Raw genomic sequence first — 18,943 nt, 5'->3', positions numbered from 1 at the left:
CGTTCACCTTTTCCTGTACACGATGCTCTGGTTAAATTTCATTGATTGAATCCGGTCACCAAGACCATAGCCGATTTCGGATTCACCCAGAAAAAGATACCCACCCGACTTCAGTCCTTTCACCAGTTTCTGTTTGACCTGTTCCTGACGGACATCATCAAAGTAAATCAATGTATTCCTGGCAAAGACGAGGTCGTAAAAGTGATCGTAGAGATTAAAATCCAGAATGTTTCCGTGGTAATAGGATATTTTATCAAGAAATCCGGTTAAAACCCTGATCCGGTCCCGTGACCCCCTCACAAAATATTTATCAGTCATTTCCTCAGACAATCCGCGTGATTGCATTCTGGTATATTCACCGGTCAGTGCGGTCACGATGGCCTTTCTTGACAGATCAATGGCATCCACATGTATATCGACCGGATCCTTTGAATGATTGGTTTCATAGAATGTAAACAGGATAGAAAGTGGTTCCTGACCAGTGCTGCATCCGATACTGAGTACTCTGAGTGATTTGTCCTTCCTGAAAGCCAGCCGATCGAGCAGAACCGGAAAGATAATTTCCCGGAGCACTCTGAAATGATCGGGATTTCTGAAGAAGTAAGATTCATTAATCAGGACTTCTTCCAGAATTTGTTCAAAGAACTGCGGATTCCGGTCAAGCAGATCCGATACGGTTGCCGGATCGGCATGATGGTTTTCCAGAATTTTCTTCAACCGGACCTGAAGATGTCCGGATTGATTCCTGCTCAGAACCAATCCGGTTTTCTGATTCAGGTAAAAATTTACCTGCCTTAAAAGATCCGTTTCAACCACTGATCTGGTTCAATCAGTTAGTGGTGATTTTCATTTCTCCGCTGCCAAAATTGCTCATGAACTGGGTTCCGCCGGCATCAATCAGATCATCGGCACCGGGAAGTTTAAAGCGGGCTACCGATTGGGACAGGCGCTTTGTGATTTCCACCAGGTCGGTGGCTGAGGCTGCCGACTGACGGGACCCGATCAGAGACTGTTTAGCGATCTGGGACACTTCGTTCATGGCCATTACGACGCCTGCAGAAGCAATATCCTGTTGCTTGGCAGCCAGGGAGATTTCCTGAATCAACTCGGTAGATTGTTGTACCACCGACCGGATTTGCTCGAGCGCCCGGGCAGCTTCGTCGGCAAGTCTTGTACCTTTTTCCACCTCGGCTGTTCCCTTTTCCATGGCATGAACCGCTTCCTGTGTTTCTGCCTGGATGGTTTGAACCAGCTGACTGATATCGTTTGTTGCTTTTGCAGACCGTTCAGCAAGTTCACGGACCTGGTCGGCAACCACCGCAAATCCTCGGCCGGCTTCACCGGCACGGGCGGCCTCGATGGTGGCGTTCAGAGCCAGCAGGTTGGTCTGGCTGGCCAGTTCGTCAATCACCTGTACGATCTTACCAATTTCATTCGATGATTCACCCAGAGATTTAATTTTCTGTGCGGAATCCTGTACCGTTGCACGGATCCGTCTCATCCCTTCGATCGTTTCCAATACGATGTTACCACCCGACTGAGCTACTTCGGCGGCTTTGGAGGCGGCCTCTGAAGCAGAGTCGGCGTTGTTGGCAACCTGCCGGATGGAGGCAGCCATTTCCTCAACGGCCGCGGATGCGTTCGTTACCTGAATGGACTGTTCCTCTGCTCCATGGGCCATTTCCTCTGTGGAGGCAAGAATTTCTTTGGCAGATTCAGATACCTGACGGGTTACGAGCTGAACTTCACGGATCAGCCGGCCAAGGTCATCCACCATGAGGTTGAAGGAATCTGCAAGCGCGCCGAGAGCTCCTTCGGTTACCTGCGCCCGCTGGGTAAAATCACCTTCCGCAGAGTTCGATACAACCACCAGAAGGTTGGTGAGCTGTTTCTGCATGGAGTCCCGTTCAGCTTCCGTTTCGATCAGAGCTGACAGACGCCGGATCATTTCATCGAACCGGGTTCCCAGTTCCTCAAATTCATCACCGGTATGGATATTGGTCCTGGCATTGAAGTCTCCGTGTGCAACCCGGTCCATGGTCACCAGCAGGTTATCCACCGTGGTTGTCATGGTTCCCGAAAACCGCCGGGCGAAGAAGATGGCCAATCCGAAACCAAGGGCGATGGAGACCAACAGAATAAACATGGAAATGTAGAGAAGGGTATCTGCAGAGGCCTTCAGATCATCAATTACCGCGCCATAAGTAGCATAGGGTGTGGTGACCGTACCGTATGCAAGCACGGGCTGATTCGGGCGGAACTGCATCGAAGGAGTCAGGGCAGAAACTTGCAGATAGGCTCTTGAAATGGGACCGGTATTGGCATCGGTCACCACCACGCTGCCGCTTGTGTGAGATTGAAGAAGATAGTCAGAACTGATGGGCTCGCCGATGGCGATCTGATTCATCTTGTCACCTTCCAGAAACGATTCGGTGGTGGCAATCCGGATTCCATTGGATATTATAGATGCAGAAGCACGGGAGGTTTCAACGATGGTATGGAATTTAGAGGTGATAAAAACGCTGTTCCGGGCCATCACTTTTCCGGCAACCACCACACCAAGTACTTCCTGCAAACGGTCTGTAATGGGAATCACCACGGTGACGGTCAGACCTGCATACACTTTTTTCACTGATCCATCCGGCTGAGTCACATCGAAGGTGGCGAGATCATTCAGATGCTGCTCCCCTGGCCGGAATCCCTGAACATTGATGGGAATATTGGCCTGAATGAGCAATTCCTTCTTTAAAATATCCTCTGGCAACACCATCAGCCCAGAGAAAGGTTCTGTGGTTTTAGCCGCAGCATCCACATACCGGCTGACCAGTGTGACCGTGGTATCCTTGCTGTAATCCCTCATAAAAACATCGTCACCGAAATTTCCGGGATCAGTGGCTCGGGTAATAACACGTCCCCGTTTATCAAGAACGGTCAGAAAGCTGAGTTCATAAGAAACAATGTTATCATAGACAACCGAATTGATGTCTTCCCGGGCGGATTCGCGCATCGGAACACTGCTGCCCCGGTTAAATTTGACCATCATGTCAATGAACTCTGAGGATCCGATGGTGTTCACCACCCTCGAATTAATCTCACTGCTCAGGGAAGTCAGCGTCTGGGTAAGGGTCTTTCCCTGCTCTTCCATGGCCGCCTTGGCCGAAGCCAGCTGCTGCTGGGCAGACTTGGAGGACTGGCTGGAAGTGATAAAGAAGATGGTAGACATAAGAATGGCAGCGATCAGAAAAACCGGAATCGCAACCACAATTGCAAAGTTTTTTGTCAGCTTTCCCTGAACTGTGTTGCTTGCAAAAATGCCGGTTTCAAAAATTTTGAGGGCCATTGAAATCTCCGTGTGATGGAATACAGAAAATCAGGCTCAGAGGGGACTTCCTCACTTTACACCGATTCAACTTAAATTACTGAATCCGTCATTGAATTGTCAAGAAAATATATGTTTTTCAAGGATTTAGGAAGAAGAAACCAGTTAAATCAGGCAACCTTGAAGACAAGTGGCTCCTCTGCACCCGGACCGGGCCTGCCGGTTCGCCGGGTTTATTTGAAATTACGCATTCGTGCACCTATTTTTATCGGACAACCTCTCTAAACCGGAAGGAATCCATAAAACATGGAAGAACTGAAGCCCCTTCTTTCCAACCTGATATCAGTGGATGGCATCACGGCAGCAGTGGTCATCGGCCGCGATGGATTTGTCATCGAGTCGGTTACCAACAGTTCCCTGGATACCGATGCCATCGCCGGAATCATTTCGGGTGGAGTGAGAAACACAGATGAAATGGGAAAAGACCTCGGAATCGGAACTCTTTCCCAATCAATGATTGAATATGAAGGCGGAATGATCCTCACACGGGTCATTAATGACAACGGAGCTATTCTGACCGTGGTTGCCACCGACAAGGCGCTGATCGGTAATGTCCGATATCAGCTGAACAAGTTTGCTGACCAGATTGCAAAAAGTCTGTAACCCAGCTCTGACTAAGTAGACTTTTTCTGATTTGTACACTAAATTCTTTTAAAATTCTTTAGGACAGTCCATGGGAAAATCGGGTAACGAGGATTTCCGTCAGGTATACCTCAGCGAAAATCAGATTGAATTGGCCAACAATGTCCTGAAGGACCTGTTTACCAAAACCGCCGCCACCGCTATTATACTGGGCGACATGACGGGTCAGCTTCTTTCCAAGATCGGCGGTTTGCTAGACCGTGATCTGGAAGTGTTTTCGGTATTGGCTGCCTCGAATTTCACGGCAACCAGTGAAATGGCCCGTCTAATCGGCGAAAAAGCCAGTTTCGAAGTCCTTTTCCACGAAGGCGAGGAACGAAGCATCTACCTGATGAGCGTGGATGACCGGTATATCCTCGAAATCATCTTCAAAGCTTCCATTCCTCCCGGCACGGTCCGGATCTACTCCAAAAAAGCCAAGGAAGCTCTCCGCCAGATCATCTCATCGGAATCCATGGAAGTGGACATTTCAGAGATTTTCGACGACAACTTCTCAAGTCTTCTCGACGAACAGTTCGACAAGACCATGAATACCAAAGACAAGAAGTAACGGTTTTTCCTCTTTCCACCCTCTGATGCGAATCATTTCGGGGGATTTCCGGGGCAGACTCATTCAATGTCCGGCAGGGTCGCATGTGAGACCCACCTCTGACCGTGTACGTGAGTCGGTTTTTAATCTGCTTTCCAGCCGGATTTCGCTGGCCGGCCAACCTGTTGCAGACTGGTTTGCCGGTTCAGGTGCCTATGGCATCGAATGTCTCAGCCGCGGAGCCTCACACGTCCAGTTTATCGATCACCACCCCCAATCGGTTAAGACCATCAGGGCCAACCTGAAGTCCCTAAACATCGACACCGAAAAGGCCGACATTATTAAGGCGGATGTACATAATTGGGCATCCAGATCGAACTCTAATCCTTTTTCAGTTATCTTTGCAGATCCGCCATATGACTATGCAGACCGGTCTTCATTCCTGTCCTTACTGACCGGCAGGAATGGGTGCTGGAAAACCAGCTGGATTGTTTTTGAAACCAGTACCGGTTTTTCTGCGCCTGAATTTGATCTGGCTGAAGTTGTCAGAGATTATGGCAGTACCAGAATTGTCCTATTTAATCCGGAATCCTGATGGAACACCGACTGGCGATTTACCCTGGCACTTTCGACCCGATCACCAATGGACACATCGATGTTCTTGAGCGGGCTTGTAAATTATTTGACCATGTGATCATCACCCTGGCCGTCAACAGTCAGAAAACCCCGCTTTTCACTGCTGAAGAGCGCGAATCAATGATCAGGGAATCGATCGGTCATTTACCAAACACGTCGGTCGAAACCATGAATGGTCTGCTGGTCCGGTTTGCAGCTGATCAGAAGGCTATTGCCATCGTCCGGGGGCTTCGTCAGGTTTCTGACTTTGAATATGAGTTTCAGATGGCGCTGATGAACCGCAAAATTTATCCCGACATCACCACCGTGTTTCTGATGCCTCATGAAAAATACACTTTCCTGAACAGCACGATTATCAGAGAACTCACCCGACTGGGTGCCAATATCGGCGACTTTGTACCCCCTGCAGTTTTGCAGCAACTGAATATTAAATTTAACAGGAGATAACGTCATGAAACTGGCTGACCGTTTGGAAACCATCCATGAATCACAAACCCTTGCCATCACCGCAAAGGCGGCTGCCCTGCGGAAACAGGGACTTAGGGTCCTGAGCCTGTCGGCCGGGGAACCCGATTTTGATACCCCCGATTACGTTCAGGAAGCAGCCATTCAGGCGATCCGGAGCGGATTTACCCACTACACACCAAACAATGGTATTCCTGAACTGAAGGAAGCCATCGCTGCAAAGTTTCTAAATGAAAATGGAGCCAGTTTCCGGCCCGATGAAATTCTTGTCTCCAATGGCGGCAAGCACTCCATTGCCAATTTTTTTCTGGCTATCCTGAATCCGGGCGACGAAGTCATCATACCGGCACCCTATTGGGTATCTTACCCCGAGATCGTGAAACTGGCCCAGGGCGTGCCTGTCATCGTTTCCGCCGACTGGAAAAGTGAATTTAAAATCACCCCTGCCCAATTGGAACGTGCCATCACACCTAAAACCCGGGTCTTCGTTCTGAACTCTCCCAGCAACCCGACCGGTGCTGTCTATACGCCCGAAGAGATCAAAGCCCTTTGCCGGATTGCTGTAAAGAATGATGTGGTGATTTTATCGGATGAAATCTATGAGCACCTCATTTTTAATGGAGTGACCCATTTCTGTCCGGCCAGTGATCCCGAATTCAGGGATCATTCCGTCATTGTAAATGGTGTTTCGAAAGTATTTGCCATGACCGGATGGCGGATTGGCTATATGGCCGGCAACAAAGCCCTGATTGATGGGGCCGCCAAAATTCAATCACAGACCACCAGCAACCCCTGCTCGGTTTCTCAAAAGGCCTCCCTGGCCGCTATCACAGCTGGTCCGGGTCCGGTCCGTTACATGTACGACGCTTTTCTGAACCGCCGGAGTTACATTATCGGCGAGTTAAGCAAGATGCCCTATGTAAACCTCCCGCATCCCGGCGGAGCCTTCTATGTTTTCCCTGATCTGTCTGGCATTATCGGAAAGCGTTACAATGGTCAGGAGGTTCAATCTATCAATCAGTTTTGTGAGATTCTGATTGGTGATTTCCGGATTGCGGCCGTTCCCGGTGATGCCTTCGGAGCCCCTCATTCACTCCGTTTCAGTTATGCAACCAGCATGGAAGTGCTGGAGGAAGCCATGTCTCAGTTCCGGTCCGCACTGGGAGCCTTGTCCTGACCGGCACAATCCTTGCTAATCAGTTCCGGCAGTAAACAAACAGGAGCAAACGATGCCAACTTATGACTATCGGTGTACAGCTTGTGGTGTGATTTTTGAAAAATTTTCAAAAATGAGCGACCCCTCTGTGACAGCGTGTCAGTCCTGCGGTTCTGATGCTGAAAGGGTGATTTCAGGCGGATCTTTTGTTTTCAAGGGATCGGGGTTCTACATCACTGACTATAAGAAACCAGCATCATCTGCCGATTCTGGTTCTACATCAAATTAAACCAAACCAAAAACTTTCCATGAAGGAGACTCTCTGATGAGCCATCACTACACCAAACTGAAAGCACCGGCAAACGGCGAAAAAATCACTGTTAAAAATGGGGTGATACAGGTTCCGGACCGGCCGGTCATTCCGTTTATTGAGGGTGATGGAACCGGACCAGATATCTGGAAGGCCAGTCAGTATGTATTGGATGAAGCCGTTAAAAAGGCCTATGGCGGGAAAAAATCGATTGAATGGTTTGAAGTTTATGCCGGTGAAAAGGCCAACGAGGTTTACGGGCCCAATACCTGGTTGCCCGAAGATACTCTTGAAGTGATCCGTGAGTACATCGTTGGGATCAAAGGCCCCCTGACCACCCCGGTTGGCGGTGGCATCCGGTCCATCAATGTGGCTTTGCGTCAGATGCTCGACCTGTATGCCTGCGTACGTCCGGTACAGTATTTCGATGGAGTTCCCTCTCCTGTCCGTCAGCCGGAACTGATTGATATGGTCATTTTCCGGGAAAATACCGAGGATATTTATGCCGGTATCGAATGGAAAGCCGGAACCCCCGAGGTACAAAAGGTCATCGATTTCCTGCAGAAGGAAATGGGTGTCAAGAAGATCCGGTTCCCCGAATCCTCCAGCATTGGAATCAAACCAGTATCTGAGGAAGGTTCCAAGCGTCTGATCAGAGCTGCCATCCGATATGCCATCGAAAACAACCGTTCATCGGTTACCCTGGTTCACAAGGGCAATATCATGAAGTTCACCGAAGGGGCTTTCAGGGAATGGGGATACGAACTGGCCAAAGCAGAATTTGGTGACCGGGTGATTTCCTGGGACGATTGCGGTGGCAACGCCCCGGCAGGAAAAATATTGATCAAGGATGCGATTGCAGACAATTTCCTTCAGCAAATTCTCACTCGCCCGGCTGAGTATGATGTGATTGCCACGTTGAATCTGAACGGGGATTACATTTCGGATGCTCTGGCTGCTCAGGTGGGCGGAATTGGGATTGCACCGGGAGCCAATATCAACTACGTGACCGGACATGCCATCTTTGAAGCCACTCACGGAACCGCGCCCAAATACGCTGGTCAGGATAAGGTGAATCCAAGCAGTGTCATTTTATCGGGAGAAATGATGTTCCGGCATCTCGGATGGGTCGAAGCGGCCGATCTGATCATCAACGGACTAAAAAAGACCATTGGTAAGAAGACGGTTACCTACGATTTTGCCCGTCTCATGACCGGTGCCACCGAGGTGAAGTGTTCCGAGTTTGGCAAGGCCATTGTCTCAAACATGTAACCCGAAAACGGTGTTTGAAACTGAAAGGGTGGCCGGAAGCCACCCTTTTTTTATGCTCAGAGCGAATTCAGGACGAACCCAACGAAGGCAAGTATCATGTAAGGAATGGCAATTGACAAAGCCGATCCGGTCCAGGACATTCTGGCGGTCACCTTTAATCCGATGATGAGAATAGCGAGATAGGCAATCATCAGCAAATCGGCCTGTGACAGAACATAATGAACCAAGTTGGAATGGTCATACTCCGATATCACCAGATAAGGGCTGATGGAGGCATACATGTCGCCCATGCTGATTTTTATGGCGGTACCCACCAGACTCTGAACCCATCCGAACATAAATCCGATGGCAGTGACGCTCATGGCCAGACTGAAGGGGTATTGTTCAACGGTCCCGATAAATTTGGCCATCACCATCACATACAAAGAAATCAGGAAGAAGAAAAGGATGGTACCAAACACAGCCCCGACGATGCCAAACACCAATGCCATGTTTGAATCACCGAATTCCTCCATCTGGGCAAGCATCACCTGTCCTTGTTCAGCCGGAATCTTTCCCTGTTCTATCTGCTTTTGAATTTTCCCGATCTGAACCGATCTCATTTGTTCGCTGATATCAGGATCGGAAGTAAACCAAACCGACATCAGGGATGAAATGACAATCGTAACTGAAATCACCAACACCACAGTGCCGGCAGTCAGGGGTTTCTCATCCAATCCGTCAAAAGCAGAGCCGGGAGATGAAAAGAGGTTGATCAGTCTGTCCAGTAAGGTCATAGGAGTTTCCTTTAAATTGAATCCCTTGCAGGTTTTTTTTATCTTTTTGGTTTTTCCCGGGTTTTTACGGGATTACAAAATTTATAGAATTTCACATACAATACCTATCAAAATCTGAAGTAAATCTGATTATGACACCCACATCAAGAGATGTTCGCCAGGCTTTCCTCGATTTCTTCCGGTCCAGGCAGCACACCATCGTCGCCAGTGCCCCGGTTGTCCCGTTTGAGGATCCGACCCTGCTGTTTACCAATGCCGGGATGAACCAATTCAAGGATGTTTTCCTTGGAAAGGGATCGAGATCCTACACACGTGCAGCCGACACACAAAAATGTATCCGGGTATCGGGAAAGCACAATGATCTGGAAGAAGTGGGTTTAGACACCTACCACCATACGTTTTTCGAAATGCTCGGAAACTGGTCCTTTGGTGATTATTACAAAAAGGAAGCCATCTCATGGGCATGGGAGTTGTTCACAGAAGTCTGGAAGCTTCCAAAGGATAAGTTGTACGCCACGGTTTATAAAACCGACGATGAGGCTCTTGAACTCTGGAAAACCCTCACCGATATCCCCCACGAACACATCTCAAAGTTCGGAGAAAAGGAAAACTTCTGGGAAATGGGTGATACCGGTCCCTGCGGACCTTGCTCCGAAATCCATATCGATCTTGGACCCGATGCCTGTGATAAAAAACACATTGACCATACCTGCTCTGTCAACGGTCCCTGCGGCCGGTACATCGAATTGTGGAATCTGGTATTTATTCAGTACAACCGGAAGCCCGATGGTTCTCTGGAAGAGTTGCCGGCCAAGCATGTCGATACCGGCATGGGTTTCGAGCGGATCACCTGCGTGATTCAGAAAAAACGCAGCAATTATGATACGGATATTTTTACACCCATTCTCGACAAGCTGTCCGTCCTCTCCGGAAAACCATATGAAGGAGACAACCAGGTTCCGTTCCGTGTGATTGCCGATCATATCCGTTCGGTCAGTTTTTCCATTGCAGACGGGGTGGTGCCTTCGAACGATGGCAGAGGTTATGTCATCAGACGGATTTTGCGCCGGGCCTCCCGCTTCGGACGGAAACTGGGGTTTACCGAGCCATTCCTTTACCGGTTGGTTGGAACCCTGGCCGACACCATGGGAGATGTCTTCCCCGAAATCAGAAACCGTCAGCAACATGTTGAACGGGTGATCAAGGCCGAAGAAGAATCGTTTAATGCAGCCCTCGATCGCGGCATTCAGCTGTTTGAACAGGTTGCAGCCGGCCTGAAAGCGTCCGGGGCTTCCGTCTTTCCGGGTGCCGACGCCTTTAAACTCTACGATACCTATGGTTTCCCGCCGGACCTGACCCGTTTAATGGCTCTTGAAAATGCGCTTCAGCTGGATGAGGCTGGATTCGACCAGCTCATGAGTGAACAGAAAGAACGTGCCCGCCGTGCCGGCAAATTTTCGGCCACTTATCAGATGGGGTCAGAACCTTTCACCACGGTTTCAAAAGGGGCACATTCAGCCTTTCATGGTTATACCAGTATCACGATGGAAGGCTGCCTGATCCGTGAAATCAGAAAAGGTCCAAACCTGACTGAAATTGTTCTGGATAAAACTCCTTTCTACGCCGAATCGGGCGGACAGGTGGGAGATAACGGTTTTTTTGAAGTGGATGGTACCCGCTATCCGGTGGTGGACACTCAGAAATCGGAGGACCGGATTGTCCATTTCCTGGAATCCTTCCCATCCGGAATGGAACACACACCTCTGAAGGCCGTGGTGAATCTGACCGACCGGATGAATACGGCCAGAAACCACACGGCCACGCACCTGCTGCATGCCGCACTCCGTCAGGTTCTGGGTGAGCACGTCCGGCAGGCTGGTTCATTGGTTGCACCCGATCGGCTGCGATTCGACTTTTCCCATTTTGAAAAGGTCACCGACCTCCAACTGAAAGAAATTGAATCCATCGTCCGGCGGGAAATCAGGAAATCGGTGCCCCTTGCCATCGATCACATGAGTTTTGATGCAGCCCAATCGGCCGGGGCCATGGCTCTTTTTGGTGAAAAATATGGCAATGAAGTCCGTGTCATCACCATTGGTGATTTTTCGAAGGAATTGTGCGGGGGAACCCACCTGACAAACACCGCCGAGGTCGGATTGTTCAGGATTACCAGTGAAAGCTCAGTGGCAGCAGGTGTCCGTCGGATTGAGGCCATTACCGGTGATGCAGCCGATGCACTAGCCGATGAGGAACGTCAGCTGGTTACCCATCTGAGTCATCAACTAAGTCTGAAACCGGCTGATCTGCCGGGTGCCGTTCTGCACCTTGTTAACGAATCGAAAATGAAGGACAAGCTGGTATCCGACCTGCGTTTGCAGCTTGCCAAGGCTCAGATCGATTCTTTACTGGCCGTTCCTGTTCTGTTTAATGGTATGCGAACCGTAACTGGTCAGATTACGGTCGGATCCATGGATGAACTGAAATCGGCTGGAGACTATCTGCGTGAAAAGCTGAAGACCAACGGAATTGGTGTTCTGGCTTCGGTGCTCGACGAGAAAGTCATGCTGGTGGCAGTGGTCACCGATGATCTGGTGGCTAAAAAGGTTCAGGCAGGTAAACTGGTTGGTGAACTTGCCAGACTTGTCGATGGAAACGGAGGTGGAAAACCCCACCTTGCCACTGCAGGAGGCAAGTCGGTGGCTAAACTGAAGACAGCACTTGATTCCCTTCCCTCTGTTCTGCAGGGACTGACTGCCTGATGTCTGGCATCTACGAACGAATTCTGAAACACCATCAGAATGGCCGGCCGCAGCTGGCTGTTCTGATTGATCCAGACAAATTGGTCCCGGATGCCCTGACTACATTTGCCAAAGATGCGGCTTCACTTGGGGCCGATCTCATCCTGGTCGGCGGCAGTTTGCTCACCACCGACCGGCTGAATCCGGTGATCAGACAATTAAAAGAAAACACGACCCTGCCCGTTGTCATTTTCCCCGGGTCTATCATGCAGGTATCGGCAGAGGCAGATGCCCTGCTGTTTCTTTCTCTTATCAGCGGACGGAATGCAGATTATCTGATCGGAAACCATGTGATCGTGAGTCCGATTCTGAAGCAACTGAAACTGGAACCCATTTCCACCGGATACATGCTTATTGAATCCGGACGGCCGACGTCGGCTTCCTACATGAGCAACAGTTTCCCGATCCCGAATAACAAACCCGACATTGCGGCTGCACATGCACTGGCCGCCGATTATCTTGGACTGAAACAGCTGTATCTGGAAGGCGGATCGGGTGCAGATGAACCCGTGCCTGACAGTATCATCACTGCTGTCAGACAGGTAACCAACCTGCCTGTATGGGTTGGCGGCGGAATCAGGACACCCGAAGTGGCACGGCAAAAAGTCAACGCCGGTGCCTCGGTTATCGTTATCGGAACCCATTTTGAAAAACAAGCTGGCTACCAGCAGGTCGCCAATTTCGCCCACGCAATTAAGGCATGAATATGAAAAACAAGCAAGAGTTCGTCCAGCAAAGTTTCCGTCAATCCTGTGAAGTAAAAATGCAGGTGGCCGGAAAAGACACTGAAACCATCATCCGGATGGCTGATCTGATTACAGATGCATTCCGGTCCGGGGGTAAGCTTCTGATCTGCGGTAACGGAGGGTCGGCATCAGACAGTCAGCACATTGCCACCGAATTTACCATCCGGTATCGCGGTTCCTTCGACCGGCCGGCTCTTCCAGCCATTGCGCTGACCACCGACAGTTCAGCCATGACCGCCGGACCCAATGACATCGGTTTCGAAAATACCTTCCAACGGATGGTGGAAGCCCTCGGACGGCCCGGAGATGTGTTGTTGGGACTTTCCACATCGGGCAATTCTGAAAATGTCATCCGGGCAATGGTTTATGCACGCGCACACGGGATGAAAGTGATTGGTTTGCTGGGAGGAAACGGTGGAAAAATGCCACCACTTTGCGATGAGTCCGTCATTGTTCCCTGGAACGGATCAAATCACGTTCAGGAAACCCACATCACCATCGGTCATATCATTGTCCAGATGGTGGAAGAAACCCTTTACAGTTAAGTCAGTTCAGGCCGGCGGGCGTGTAAATTTTCCCATGATCGCCGGTTTTTCTGATTTCGGGGATGTCTTCCAGATAGCCGTGCATAAAGGCCAGTCTGAAAAATTCCGCCAGGCCGGCCTCGGCCTCTTCATTTAACGGATACCGGATCGATTCTGACAGATAGGAATGGAAAAAGGCTGCATCGGCTCCCCATCCTGATTCTTTCACAAATGAATTGGCAATCTCATCGAGATGGTCGAGACCCATTTCCAGGGACCGGTTCAGGTACTCCACATCAGTCTGATCAGAACCTTCCCGTCTGGCGGCCCACACCGCAAATACAAATGGCAATCCTGTCAGATCCATCCATTCCTCGGCCAGATCCAGACTATGCGGATTGGACAGCGTGGTTTTCAAAGCTGTGTCACCGATCAGGAGGGCTGCATCGGTTTTCTGAAGCATGGCGACCGGATCGGGGGCCATCGGAACCAGTTCGGGGGTCACTCCGAACTTCTCCTTCAGAATCAGGCGCATGAGCATCACCGATGTGCGTGAACTGGTGTCTACCGCCACGGTTCGGATAGAAGTCAAAGCCTCGTTGAAAAACAACATCACACTGCGGACCGGTCCCGGACTGCTGATACAACCGGCCGGAATCAGTTCATACTTTGCTGATTTTCTGGCAAATTCAATGGATGGGATTTGTGCAACCCGTACTTTTCCTGCTTCGAGCAATTGATCGCTTTCCCAGGGAAGATCGAGCCGGAGGGAGATTTTATCGGCGAACCAGGGATCATTCCTGAACCCGTAAATCATCGGACGGGTATTCAGGAACCAGGATGCCCCGTAGAGGCGGGGGGAAGACAAGAGCCGGATCCTTTCTGTTTCAGAAGGTCTGAACGACGTGATACATGGCGTTCCGTTCAACAGGATCACGACCTGCATCCCGGATCAGCTTGATGATCTGATTCTGAGTCATGCTGACTGAATCGTTGATGCCTGCTGTTTTGGTAATGGTGTAGTTGGTCACCGTACCATCAATATCATCCACCCCGTAGTACATCGACAGCTGTGCGATCTGGCTTGAGTTCATGATCCAGAAGCACTTGATATGATCAAAATTATCGAGAAGGAGACGTGCAACTGCCAGCGTTCTCAGATTATCAATTCCAGAGGTCCAGTCGCCACTGAATCCCGGGGTGTTGGGCTGATAAGGCAGAGGAATAAAGGCGAAGAATCCGCCGGTTTCATCCTGAAGCTGGCGCAGATCAAGCATGTGATCCACGCGGTCTTCAAAATTTTCGATATGACCGTACAGCATGGTGGCGTTCGTTCTGATGCCGAGCTGGTGAGCGGTTTTTGCGATCTGGAGCCACTCCGCACCGGTTTCCTTTTCAGGACACAGTTTGGTTCTGACTCTCGGGGCAAAAATCTCGGCCCCTCCGCCGGGCATACAATCCAGACCAGCCTCTTTCAGTTCGGAAAGCACCTGATGGTGAGTTTTTCCGGACAGCCTTGCCAGATGATCGATTTCGATCATGGTAAAGGCTTTGATGTAAACTTCAGGATTGGATTGTTTAATCTGGCGCAGTAAGTCAATATACCAGGAATAGGGCATATCGGGGTGAAGACCCCCGACCATGTGGAGTTCATGAACACCAAACCGAGCCTCAGTGGCCACTTTTTTCACAATTTCATCAATCTGAAAAGTGTAGCCGCCTTCCTGACCCGGTTTTCGTTTAAAGCCGCAGAAAGAGCAGTTCAGAACACAATAATTGGAATAATTGATGTTCTGATTTTTTACGAAGTAGGTGACATTACCATGTTTTTTTTCGCGAACCAGGTTCGCCAGCATCCCAACCGTATTAAAATCGGGATGTTCAAACAGTCGTACGCCATCCTCACGGGAAAGCCGGTCACCTGTTTCCAGTTTACGGTAAATATCTTCCAGGCCAGCCTGGTTGATTTTTTCACCGATCAGAAAATCCGGAACCGGCATTCACCTACCTCAGACGTTGATTTTTTCTTTAATTCTGGATGCTTTACCAGTCAGATCACGCAGATAGTACAGTTTGGCGCGACGGACTTTACCATGGCGAACCACTTCGACACCGGCGATCCGCGGTGAGTGTTTCGGGAAAATACGCTCAACTCCGACCCCATTCGACATTTTGCGAACGGTAAAGGTTTCGGAAAGACCACTTCCCTTCATTTTGATCACGATTCCGGAATACACCTGAATCCGTTCCTTATCACCTTCAATAACCCGTACATTGACATTTACGGTATCACCAATCCGCAGATCGGGGAAATCGGTCTTCATCTGGGTTGCTTCAACCAGTTGAATTTTTTCCATTTTCATCACTCCTTCTGTAACACTGTCTTTACTTTAAAAGATCCGGCCGGCGTTCTGCCGTTTTTTTCAGCGATTGCTGAGTTTGCCAGTCCTGTATTTTTTTATGATCTCCGCTCCTGAGCACATCCGGAACGTTCATTCCCCGGTAAGATGCCGGTCTGGTGTAGACCGGTGCATCGAGCAGAGGTGTTTGAAAACTATCATTCAATGCCGATTCTGAGTCACCCAGCGCACCTGGAATCAACCGGATTAAGCCATCGATCACCACGAGCGCCGGTAATTCGCCACCGGTAAGCACATAATCGCCAATACTGATTTCACGGGTTACCCAATGATCCCTGACTCGCTGATCGACTCCCTTGTAATGCCCTGCAATAAAGATCAGGTTCTGCTTCATGGACAATTCGTTGGCAGCCGACTGATTAAAAGTGACTCCATCGGGTGTCATGAAGATGATTTCGTCATAGTGGCGTTCCGATGTAAGCTGGTCGAGGCATTCAAAAATGGGTTCCGGTTTCAGAACCATTCCTGGCTGCCCGCCAAAGGCATAATCATCAATGGTCCGGTACTTGTCATGCGTGTAATCATGCAGATTGTGTATCCGGATATCGGCCAGTCCGGACCGGACAGACCGTCCAATGATTGAATGATTCAACGGGCTTTCAAGTAAACCGGGGATTCCGGTCAGGATATCGATCCGGATCATGAATCAACCAATCCATCGGGCAGTGCCATGGTGATCTGTTTTTTTCCAGGATTCACCGTGACGATCCAGTCTTCCACAAGCGGAATCAGGATTTCCCGTTCAGTATGTAAAAGAACCACAAGCATGGGATGGGCCGGTGAAGGCTCCATCCGGATAACCGTCCCCAGGCTGATACCTGAAGTCTGATCAGAGATTTCGAAACCATTCAGTTCATCCCATTCCGTTTCAACCGGCTCAGGGACTTCATCCTCCGGGAGGAACACCTTCAGACCCGACAATTGTCTGGCCATTTCGGGGGTTTGGTACTTTTCGAACCGTATAAACCAGTCACCATCGGCCGATTCTCTGGTTTCGGCAATTTCATTCAGCCGTGCAGAACCATCGGTCTTTCCTGTGAACACAACCTGTCCGGGACGGATCCATTCATCGGATCCGCATTCCGAGACCACCCGGATAAATCCCTGCACTCCGTGGGTTTTCCCCAGAAAACCGACACTGATGAGGGATTTCATAAAACTCAGGCGTTTTCGGCGGGAGCAGCAGGCTCTTCGGCAGGTTCGGCCTTTTTCGGAGCAGCCTTCTTAGCCGGAGCTGCCTTTGCAGCCTTTTTACCTTCTGCTTTTGCTTTCCAGTCGGCCATTTTTGCAGCAGCGGCTTCTTCGCCAACCCGTTTAACAAGAAGGCGTTTCATCAGAATGCCTTCTTTGCTGAGCAGGTTCCGCACGGTATCGGTGGGTTCTGCGCCATTATCAAGCCAGTACTGAACCCGGTCTTCCTTGTAGGTGAAGAGGGGTTTATCGCCCAATGGATTGAAAAGGCCAATTGCTTCAATAAAACGGCCATCCCGTTTTGCGCGGGAATCAGCAGCAACCAGTTTATATACCGGTGCCTTTTTGCGGCCCATTCTCCGAAGTCTTAACTTAACTGCCAAGGGTATTCTCCTTTTTAAAAAATTATCTGTTCATCAGCCGGCGCATCATTGCCGGATTAGCCAGCCCTGATTTACCTGCTTTTGAAACGGTTTTCATCATCCGTTTCATATCCTGAAACTGTTTCATCAGCCGGTTTACATCGGCGACCGATGTTCCGCTTCCTTTCGCGATCCGCATCCGCCGGCTTCCATTCAGCAGATCAGGGTTCCGTCTTTCGGCCAGGGTCATCGACAGAATGATGGCTTCAACGCGTTTGGTGGCCGATTCATCAACCGGCATATCCTTCAGCGCTTTTCCCATTCCGGGAATCATGCCGATCAGACTGGAAATCGATCCCATTTTTCTGATCTGCCGCAACTGGTCCAGAAAATCCTCAAGATTAAAATCATTCTTTCTGATTTTCTCGGTCAGTTTTCTGGCGTCATCAACCGAGACCGTTTCCTGAGCTTTTTCGACCAGCGACACGATGTCGCCCATTCCGAGAATCCGGTTTGCCAGCCGTTCGGGATGAAACGGATCGAGGCTATCGAGTTTTTCTCCATAGGAAAGAAACTTGATGGGCTGACCGACCACCTGCCGGACCGACAAGGCCGCTCCTCCGCGGGTGTCACCATCCATTTTGGTCATGACGACACCCGTAAAGGAAACGGTCTCCCAGAATGCTTTTGCAGTATTCACTGCATCCTGACCAGTCATGGCATCCACCACAAACAAGGTCTCGGCCGGCTGTACCGCTTCACGGATACTCCGGACTTCGTTCATCATTTCCTGGTCGACGTGAAGGCGACCGGCTGTATCAATAATCACCACCCCACGACCTGCAAGACGACTGTCTTCCAGACCACGGCGGGCTTCCTCAACAGCATTGGTGGTTCCGTATGTCAGAACCGGAACCTGAATCTGGTTACCCAGTTTTTTTAACTGTTCAATAGCGGCCGGACGGTATACGTCTGCCGCCACAATGGCCGGTACTTTTCCCTGCTTCTTCAGGTAATTGGCCAGTTTACCGCAAAAGGTCGTTTTACCAGACCCCTGCAATCCACAGACCAGAATCACCGAGGGGGGACGAGGACTGAAAGTCAGTTGTGTGTGAGTTCCACCCAGCAACTCGACCAGTTCGTCGTGAACATGCTTGACGATCTGCTGACCCGGACTGACAGACCGGATCACATCGGATCCCAGCACCCGTGTTTTCACCCGTTCGGTAAAATCACGGGCAACGGTATAGTTCACATCCGCCTCGAGCAGTGCCCGGCGGATATCCCTCATGGAATCCGCAATATTGAGTTCGGTAATCCGGTTTTCACCCCGGATTTTCCGGAAGATGGAGTCTAATTTGCCGGATAAATCTTCAAACATACTTTGCGGTTCTTGCAGAGAACAGCAAAGATAACTTTTCGGATATTTTTCTGCAAGTTAAAACTTTTGGGCCCGGGGTCTGACCTGGTAAACGATTTTCCTGATGGTGTCGTATTGCAGATAAGGATATTCGTTTCTCAACGACTCAATCACTTCACTGGCAGGCATGCGCTTTCTGAGCTCGCGGAACCGTTGCTTGATCAGCAGATCACGGATTCCCTTTTCATTAATCAGGCCCAGTTCACGAAGTCTGGAAAACAGATCGTCCGAAATGATATCGGCAACAGGATTATACATGGTAACCTCTCTGTTAATGGTTCGATATCAATGAATCAGACGGGTGTTTCCTTTCTTTT

21 protein-coding genes are annotated in these 18,943 nt (G+C 49.9%); 10 read left to right on the top strand and 11 right to left on the bottom strand.

Annotation, left to right across the window (positions count from 1 at the left end; translation table 11 throughout):
• Positions 1-3: 3 nt before the first annotated feature.
• A complete protein-coding gene (locus HUU10_03975; GenBank protein NUQ80749.1) occupies positions 4-816 on the bottom strand; it encodes a hypothetical protein in 813 nt (270 codons plus the stop codon).
• A gap of 13 nt (positions 817-829) precedes the next feature.
• Positions 830-3,340 carry a HAMP domain-containing protein gene (locus tag HUU10_03970; GenBank protein NUQ80748.1) on the bottom strand — a complete coding sequence of 837 codons (2,511 nt, stop codon included), beginning with the start codon at positions 3,338-3,340 and terminating at the stop codon, positions 830-832.
• Positions 3,341-3,625: 285 nt separating this feature from the next.
• Here HUU10_03970 and HUU10_03965 point away from each other — a divergent pair, with 285 nt between their 5' ends.
• From HUU10_03965 to icd, 7 genes are all read left to right on the top strand, one after another.
• Positions 3,626-3,982 (top strand): roadblock/LC7 domain-containing protein, encoded by a 357-nt coding sequence (locus HUU10_03965; GenBank protein NUQ80747.1) that lies wholly within the window; start codon positions 3,626-3,628, stop codon positions 3,980-3,982.
• Between the two features lie 70 nt (positions 3,983-4,052).
• Positions 4,053-4,571 (top strand): roadblock/LC7 domain-containing protein, encoded by a 519-nt coding sequence (locus HUU10_03960; protein ID NUQ80746.1) that lies wholly within the window; start codon positions 4,053-4,055, stop codon positions 4,569-4,571.
• Between the two features lie 25 nt (positions 4,572-4,596).
• The gene (gene rsmD, locus HUU10_03955) at positions 4,597-5,145 is read left to right on the top strand and encodes a 16S rRNA (guanine(966)-N(2))-methyltransferase RsmD (protein ID NUQ80745.1); all 549 of its coding nucleotides are present in this window, start codon (positions 4,597-4,599) and stop codon (positions 5,143-5,145) included.
• Entirely contained in the window at positions 5,145-5,633 is a 489-nt protein-coding gene (gene coaD / locus HUU10_03950; protein ID NUQ80744.1) for a pantetheine-phosphate adenylyltransferase, read from the top strand. Before rsmD ends, coaD begins: the two co-directional genes overlap by 1 nt.
• A gap of 4 nt (positions 5,634-5,637) precedes the next feature.
• Positions 5,638-6,828, top strand: coding sequence for a pyridoxal phosphate-dependent aminotransferase (locus HUU10_03945; protein NUQ80743.1), 1,191 nt, complete (start codon positions 5,638-5,640; stop codon positions 6,826-6,828).
• A gap of 52 nt (positions 6,829-6,880) precedes the next feature.
• Positions 6,881-7,096, top strand: coding sequence for a zinc ribbon domain-containing protein (locus tag HUU10_03940; protein NUQ80742.1), 216 nt, complete (start codon positions 6,881-6,883; stop codon positions 7,094-7,096).
• Between the two features lie 36 nt (positions 7,097-7,132).
• The gene (gene icd / locus HUU10_03935; GenBank protein ID NUQ80741.1) at positions 7,133-8,389 is read left to right on the top strand and encodes an NADP-dependent isocitrate dehydrogenase; all 1,257 of its coding nucleotides are present in this window, start codon (positions 7,133-7,135) and stop codon (positions 8,387-8,389) included.
• Positions 8,390-8,445: 56 nt separating this feature from the next.
• Here icd and HUU10_03930 read toward each other — a convergent pair whose 3' ends face one another.
• Positions 8,446-9,165 carry a YIP1 family protein gene (locus HUU10_03930; protein NUQ80740.1) on the bottom strand — a complete coding sequence of 240 codons (720 nt, stop codon included), beginning with the start codon at positions 9,163-9,165 and terminating at the stop codon, positions 8,446-8,448.
• Between the two features lie 131 nt (positions 9,166-9,296).
• Between HUU10_03930 and alaS the strand changes: the two genes are divergently transcribed.
• Genes alaS through HUU10_03915 form a run of 3 tightly spaced genes read left to right on the top strand, consistent with a single transcriptional unit; the run spans position 9,297 to position 13,254 of the window.
• Complete coding sequence (gene alaS, locus HUU10_03925) at positions 9,297-11,924, top strand: alanine--tRNA ligase (GenBank protein ID NUQ80739.1); 2,628 nt, start codon at positions 9,297-9,299, stop codon at positions 11,922-11,924.
• On the top strand, positions 11,924-12,667 hold the full coding sequence (locus HUU10_03920; GenBank protein ID NUQ80738.1) for a geranylgeranylglyceryl/heptaprenylglyceryl phosphate synthase: 744 nt from the start codon (positions 11,924-11,926) through the stop codon (positions 12,665-12,667). Before alaS ends, HUU10_03920 begins: the two co-directional genes overlap by 1 nt.
• Positions 12,668-12,669: 2 nt before the next feature.
• Positions 12,670-13,254 (top strand): D-sedoheptulose 7-phosphate isomerase, encoded by a 585-nt coding sequence (locus HUU10_03915; protein ID NUQ80737.1) that lies wholly within the window; start codon positions 12,670-12,672, stop codon positions 13,252-13,254.
• A gap of 1 nt (position 13,255) precedes the next feature.
• On the opposite strand, the gene HUU10_03910 is transcribed toward HUU10_03915, so the two are convergent.
• The 8 genes from HUU10_03910 to HUU10_03875 are packed head-to-tail and all read right to left on the bottom strand — an operon-like array spanning position 13,256 to position 18,884.
• Complete coding sequence (locus HUU10_03910) at positions 13,256-14,101, bottom strand: menaquinone biosynthesis protein (protein NUQ80736.1); 846 nt, start codon at positions 14,099-14,101, stop codon at positions 13,256-13,258.
• 19 nt (positions 14,102-14,120) lie between these two features.
• Positions 14,121-15,233, bottom strand: coding sequence for an aminofutalosine synthase MqnE (mqnE, locus tag HUU10_03905; GenBank protein NUQ80735.1), 1,113 nt, complete (start codon positions 15,231-15,233; stop codon positions 14,121-14,123).
• Between the two features lie 9 nt (positions 15,234-15,242).
• The gene (rplS, locus tag HUU10_03900; protein NUQ80734.1) at positions 15,243-15,596 is read right to left on the bottom strand and encodes a 50S ribosomal protein L19; all 354 of its coding nucleotides are present in this window, start codon (positions 15,594-15,596) and stop codon (positions 15,243-15,245) included.
• A 22-nt stretch (positions 15,597-15,618) separates the two neighbouring features.
• Complete coding sequence (trmD, locus tag HUU10_03895) at positions 15,619-16,293, bottom strand: tRNA (guanosine(37)-N1)-methyltransferase TrmD (GenBank protein ID NUQ80733.1); 675 nt, start codon at positions 16,291-16,293, stop codon at positions 15,619-15,621.
• Positions 16,293-16,808, bottom strand: a complete 516-nt coding sequence (gene rimM / locus HUU10_03890; GenBank protein ID NUQ80732.1) for a 16S rRNA processing protein RimM — start codon at positions 16,806-16,808, stop codon at positions 16,293-16,295. The genes trmD and rimM overlap by 1 nt, the downstream gene beginning before the upstream one ends.
• Positions 16,809-16,813: 5 nt before the next feature.
• Positions 16,814-17,227 (bottom strand): 30S ribosomal protein S16, encoded by a 414-nt coding sequence (gene rpsP / locus HUU10_03885; GenBank protein NUQ80731.1) that lies wholly within the window; start codon positions 17,225-17,227, stop codon positions 16,814-16,816.
• Between the two features lie 22 nt (positions 17,228-17,249).
• Positions 17,250-18,587, bottom strand: a complete 1,338-nt coding sequence (gene ffh / locus HUU10_03880; protein ID NUQ80730.1) for a signal recognition particle protein — start codon at positions 18,585-18,587, stop codon at positions 17,250-17,252.
• A gap of 57 nt (positions 18,588-18,644) precedes the next feature.
• A complete protein-coding gene (locus HUU10_03875; GenBank protein NUQ80729.1) occupies positions 18,645-18,884 on the bottom strand; it encodes a hypothetical protein in 240 nt (79 codons plus the stop codon).
• Positions 18,885-18,943: the final 59 nt, after the last annotated feature.

It is taken from the genome of Bacteroidota bacterium (assembly GCA_013360915.1).
Lineage (GTDB): Bacteria > Bacteroidota > JABWAT01 > JABWAT01 > JABWAT01 > JABWAT01.
The sequence above is the reverse complement of the archived record's forward strand: the minus strand, read 5'-3'. Positions and strand labels throughout refer to the sequence as shown.

What these genes read in the sequence shown, in the direction of transcription:
- coaD (NUQ80744.1), top strand. Translation starts at nt 5,145, where the DNA reads ATGGAACACCGACTGGCGATTTACCCTGGCACTTTCGACCCGATCACC.
- HUU10_03940 (NUQ80742.1), top strand. Translation starts at nt 6,881, where the DNA reads ATGCCAACTTATGACTATCGGTGTACAGCTTGTGGTGTGATTTTTGAA.
- icd (NUQ80741.1), top strand. Translation starts at nt 7,133, where the DNA reads ATGAGCCATCACTACACCAAACTGAAAGCACCGGCAAACGGCGAAAAA.
- HUU10_03970 (NUQ80748.1), bottom strand. Translation starts at nt 3,340, where the DNA reads ATGGCCCTCAAAATTTTTGAAACCGGCATTTTTGCAAGCAACACAGTT.
- alaS (NUQ80739.1), top strand. Translation starts at nt 9,297, where the DNA reads ATGACACCCACATCAAGAGATGTTCGCCAGGCTTTCCTCGATTTCTTC.
- ffh (NUQ80730.1), bottom strand. Translation starts at nt 18,587, where the DNA reads ATGTTTGAAGATTTATCCGGCAAATTAGACTCCATCTTCCGGAAAATC.
- HUU10_03875 (NUQ80729.1), bottom strand. Translation starts at nt 18,884, where the DNA reads ATGTATAATCCTGTTGCCGATATCATTTCGGACGATCTGTTTTCCAGA.
- HUU10_03945 (NUQ80743.1), top strand. Translation starts at nt 5,638, where the DNA reads ATGAAACTGGCTGACCGTTTGGAAACCATCCATGAATCACAAACCCTT.
- rsmD (NUQ80745.1), top strand. Translation starts at nt 4,597, where the DNA reads ATGCGAATCATTTCGGGGGATTTCCGGGGCAGACTCATTCAATGTCCG.
- mqnE (NUQ80735.1), bottom strand. Translation starts at nt 15,233, where the DNA reads ATGCCGGTTCCGGATTTTCTGATCGGTGAAAAAATCAACCAGGCTGGC.
- HUU10_03930 (NUQ80740.1), bottom strand. Translation starts at nt 9,165, where the DNA reads ATGACCTTACTGGACAGACTGATCAACCTCTTTTCATCTCCCGGCTCT.
- HUU10_03920 (NUQ80738.1), top strand. Translation starts at nt 11,924, where the DNA reads ATGTCTGGCATCTACGAACGAATTCTGAAACACCATCAGAATGGCCGG.
- rimM (NUQ80732.1), bottom strand. Translation starts at nt 16,808, where the DNA reads ATGAAATCCCTCATCAGTGTCGGTTTTCTGGGGAAAACCCACGGAGTG.
- rplS (NUQ80734.1), bottom strand. Translation starts at nt 15,596, where the DNA reads ATGAAAATGGAAAAAATTCAACTGGTTGAAGCAACCCAGATGAAGACC.
- HUU10_03965 (NUQ80747.1), top strand. Translation starts at nt 3,626, where the DNA reads ATGGAAGAACTGAAGCCCCTTCTTTCCAACCTGATATCAGTGGATGGC.
- HUU10_03960 (NUQ80746.1), top strand. Translation starts at nt 4,053, where the DNA reads ATGGGAAAATCGGGTAACGAGGATTTCCGTCAGGTATACCTCAGCGAA.
- HUU10_03915 (NUQ80737.1), top strand. Translation starts at nt 12,670, where the DNA reads ATGAAAAACAAGCAAGAGTTCGTCCAGCAAAGTTTCCGTCAATCCTGT.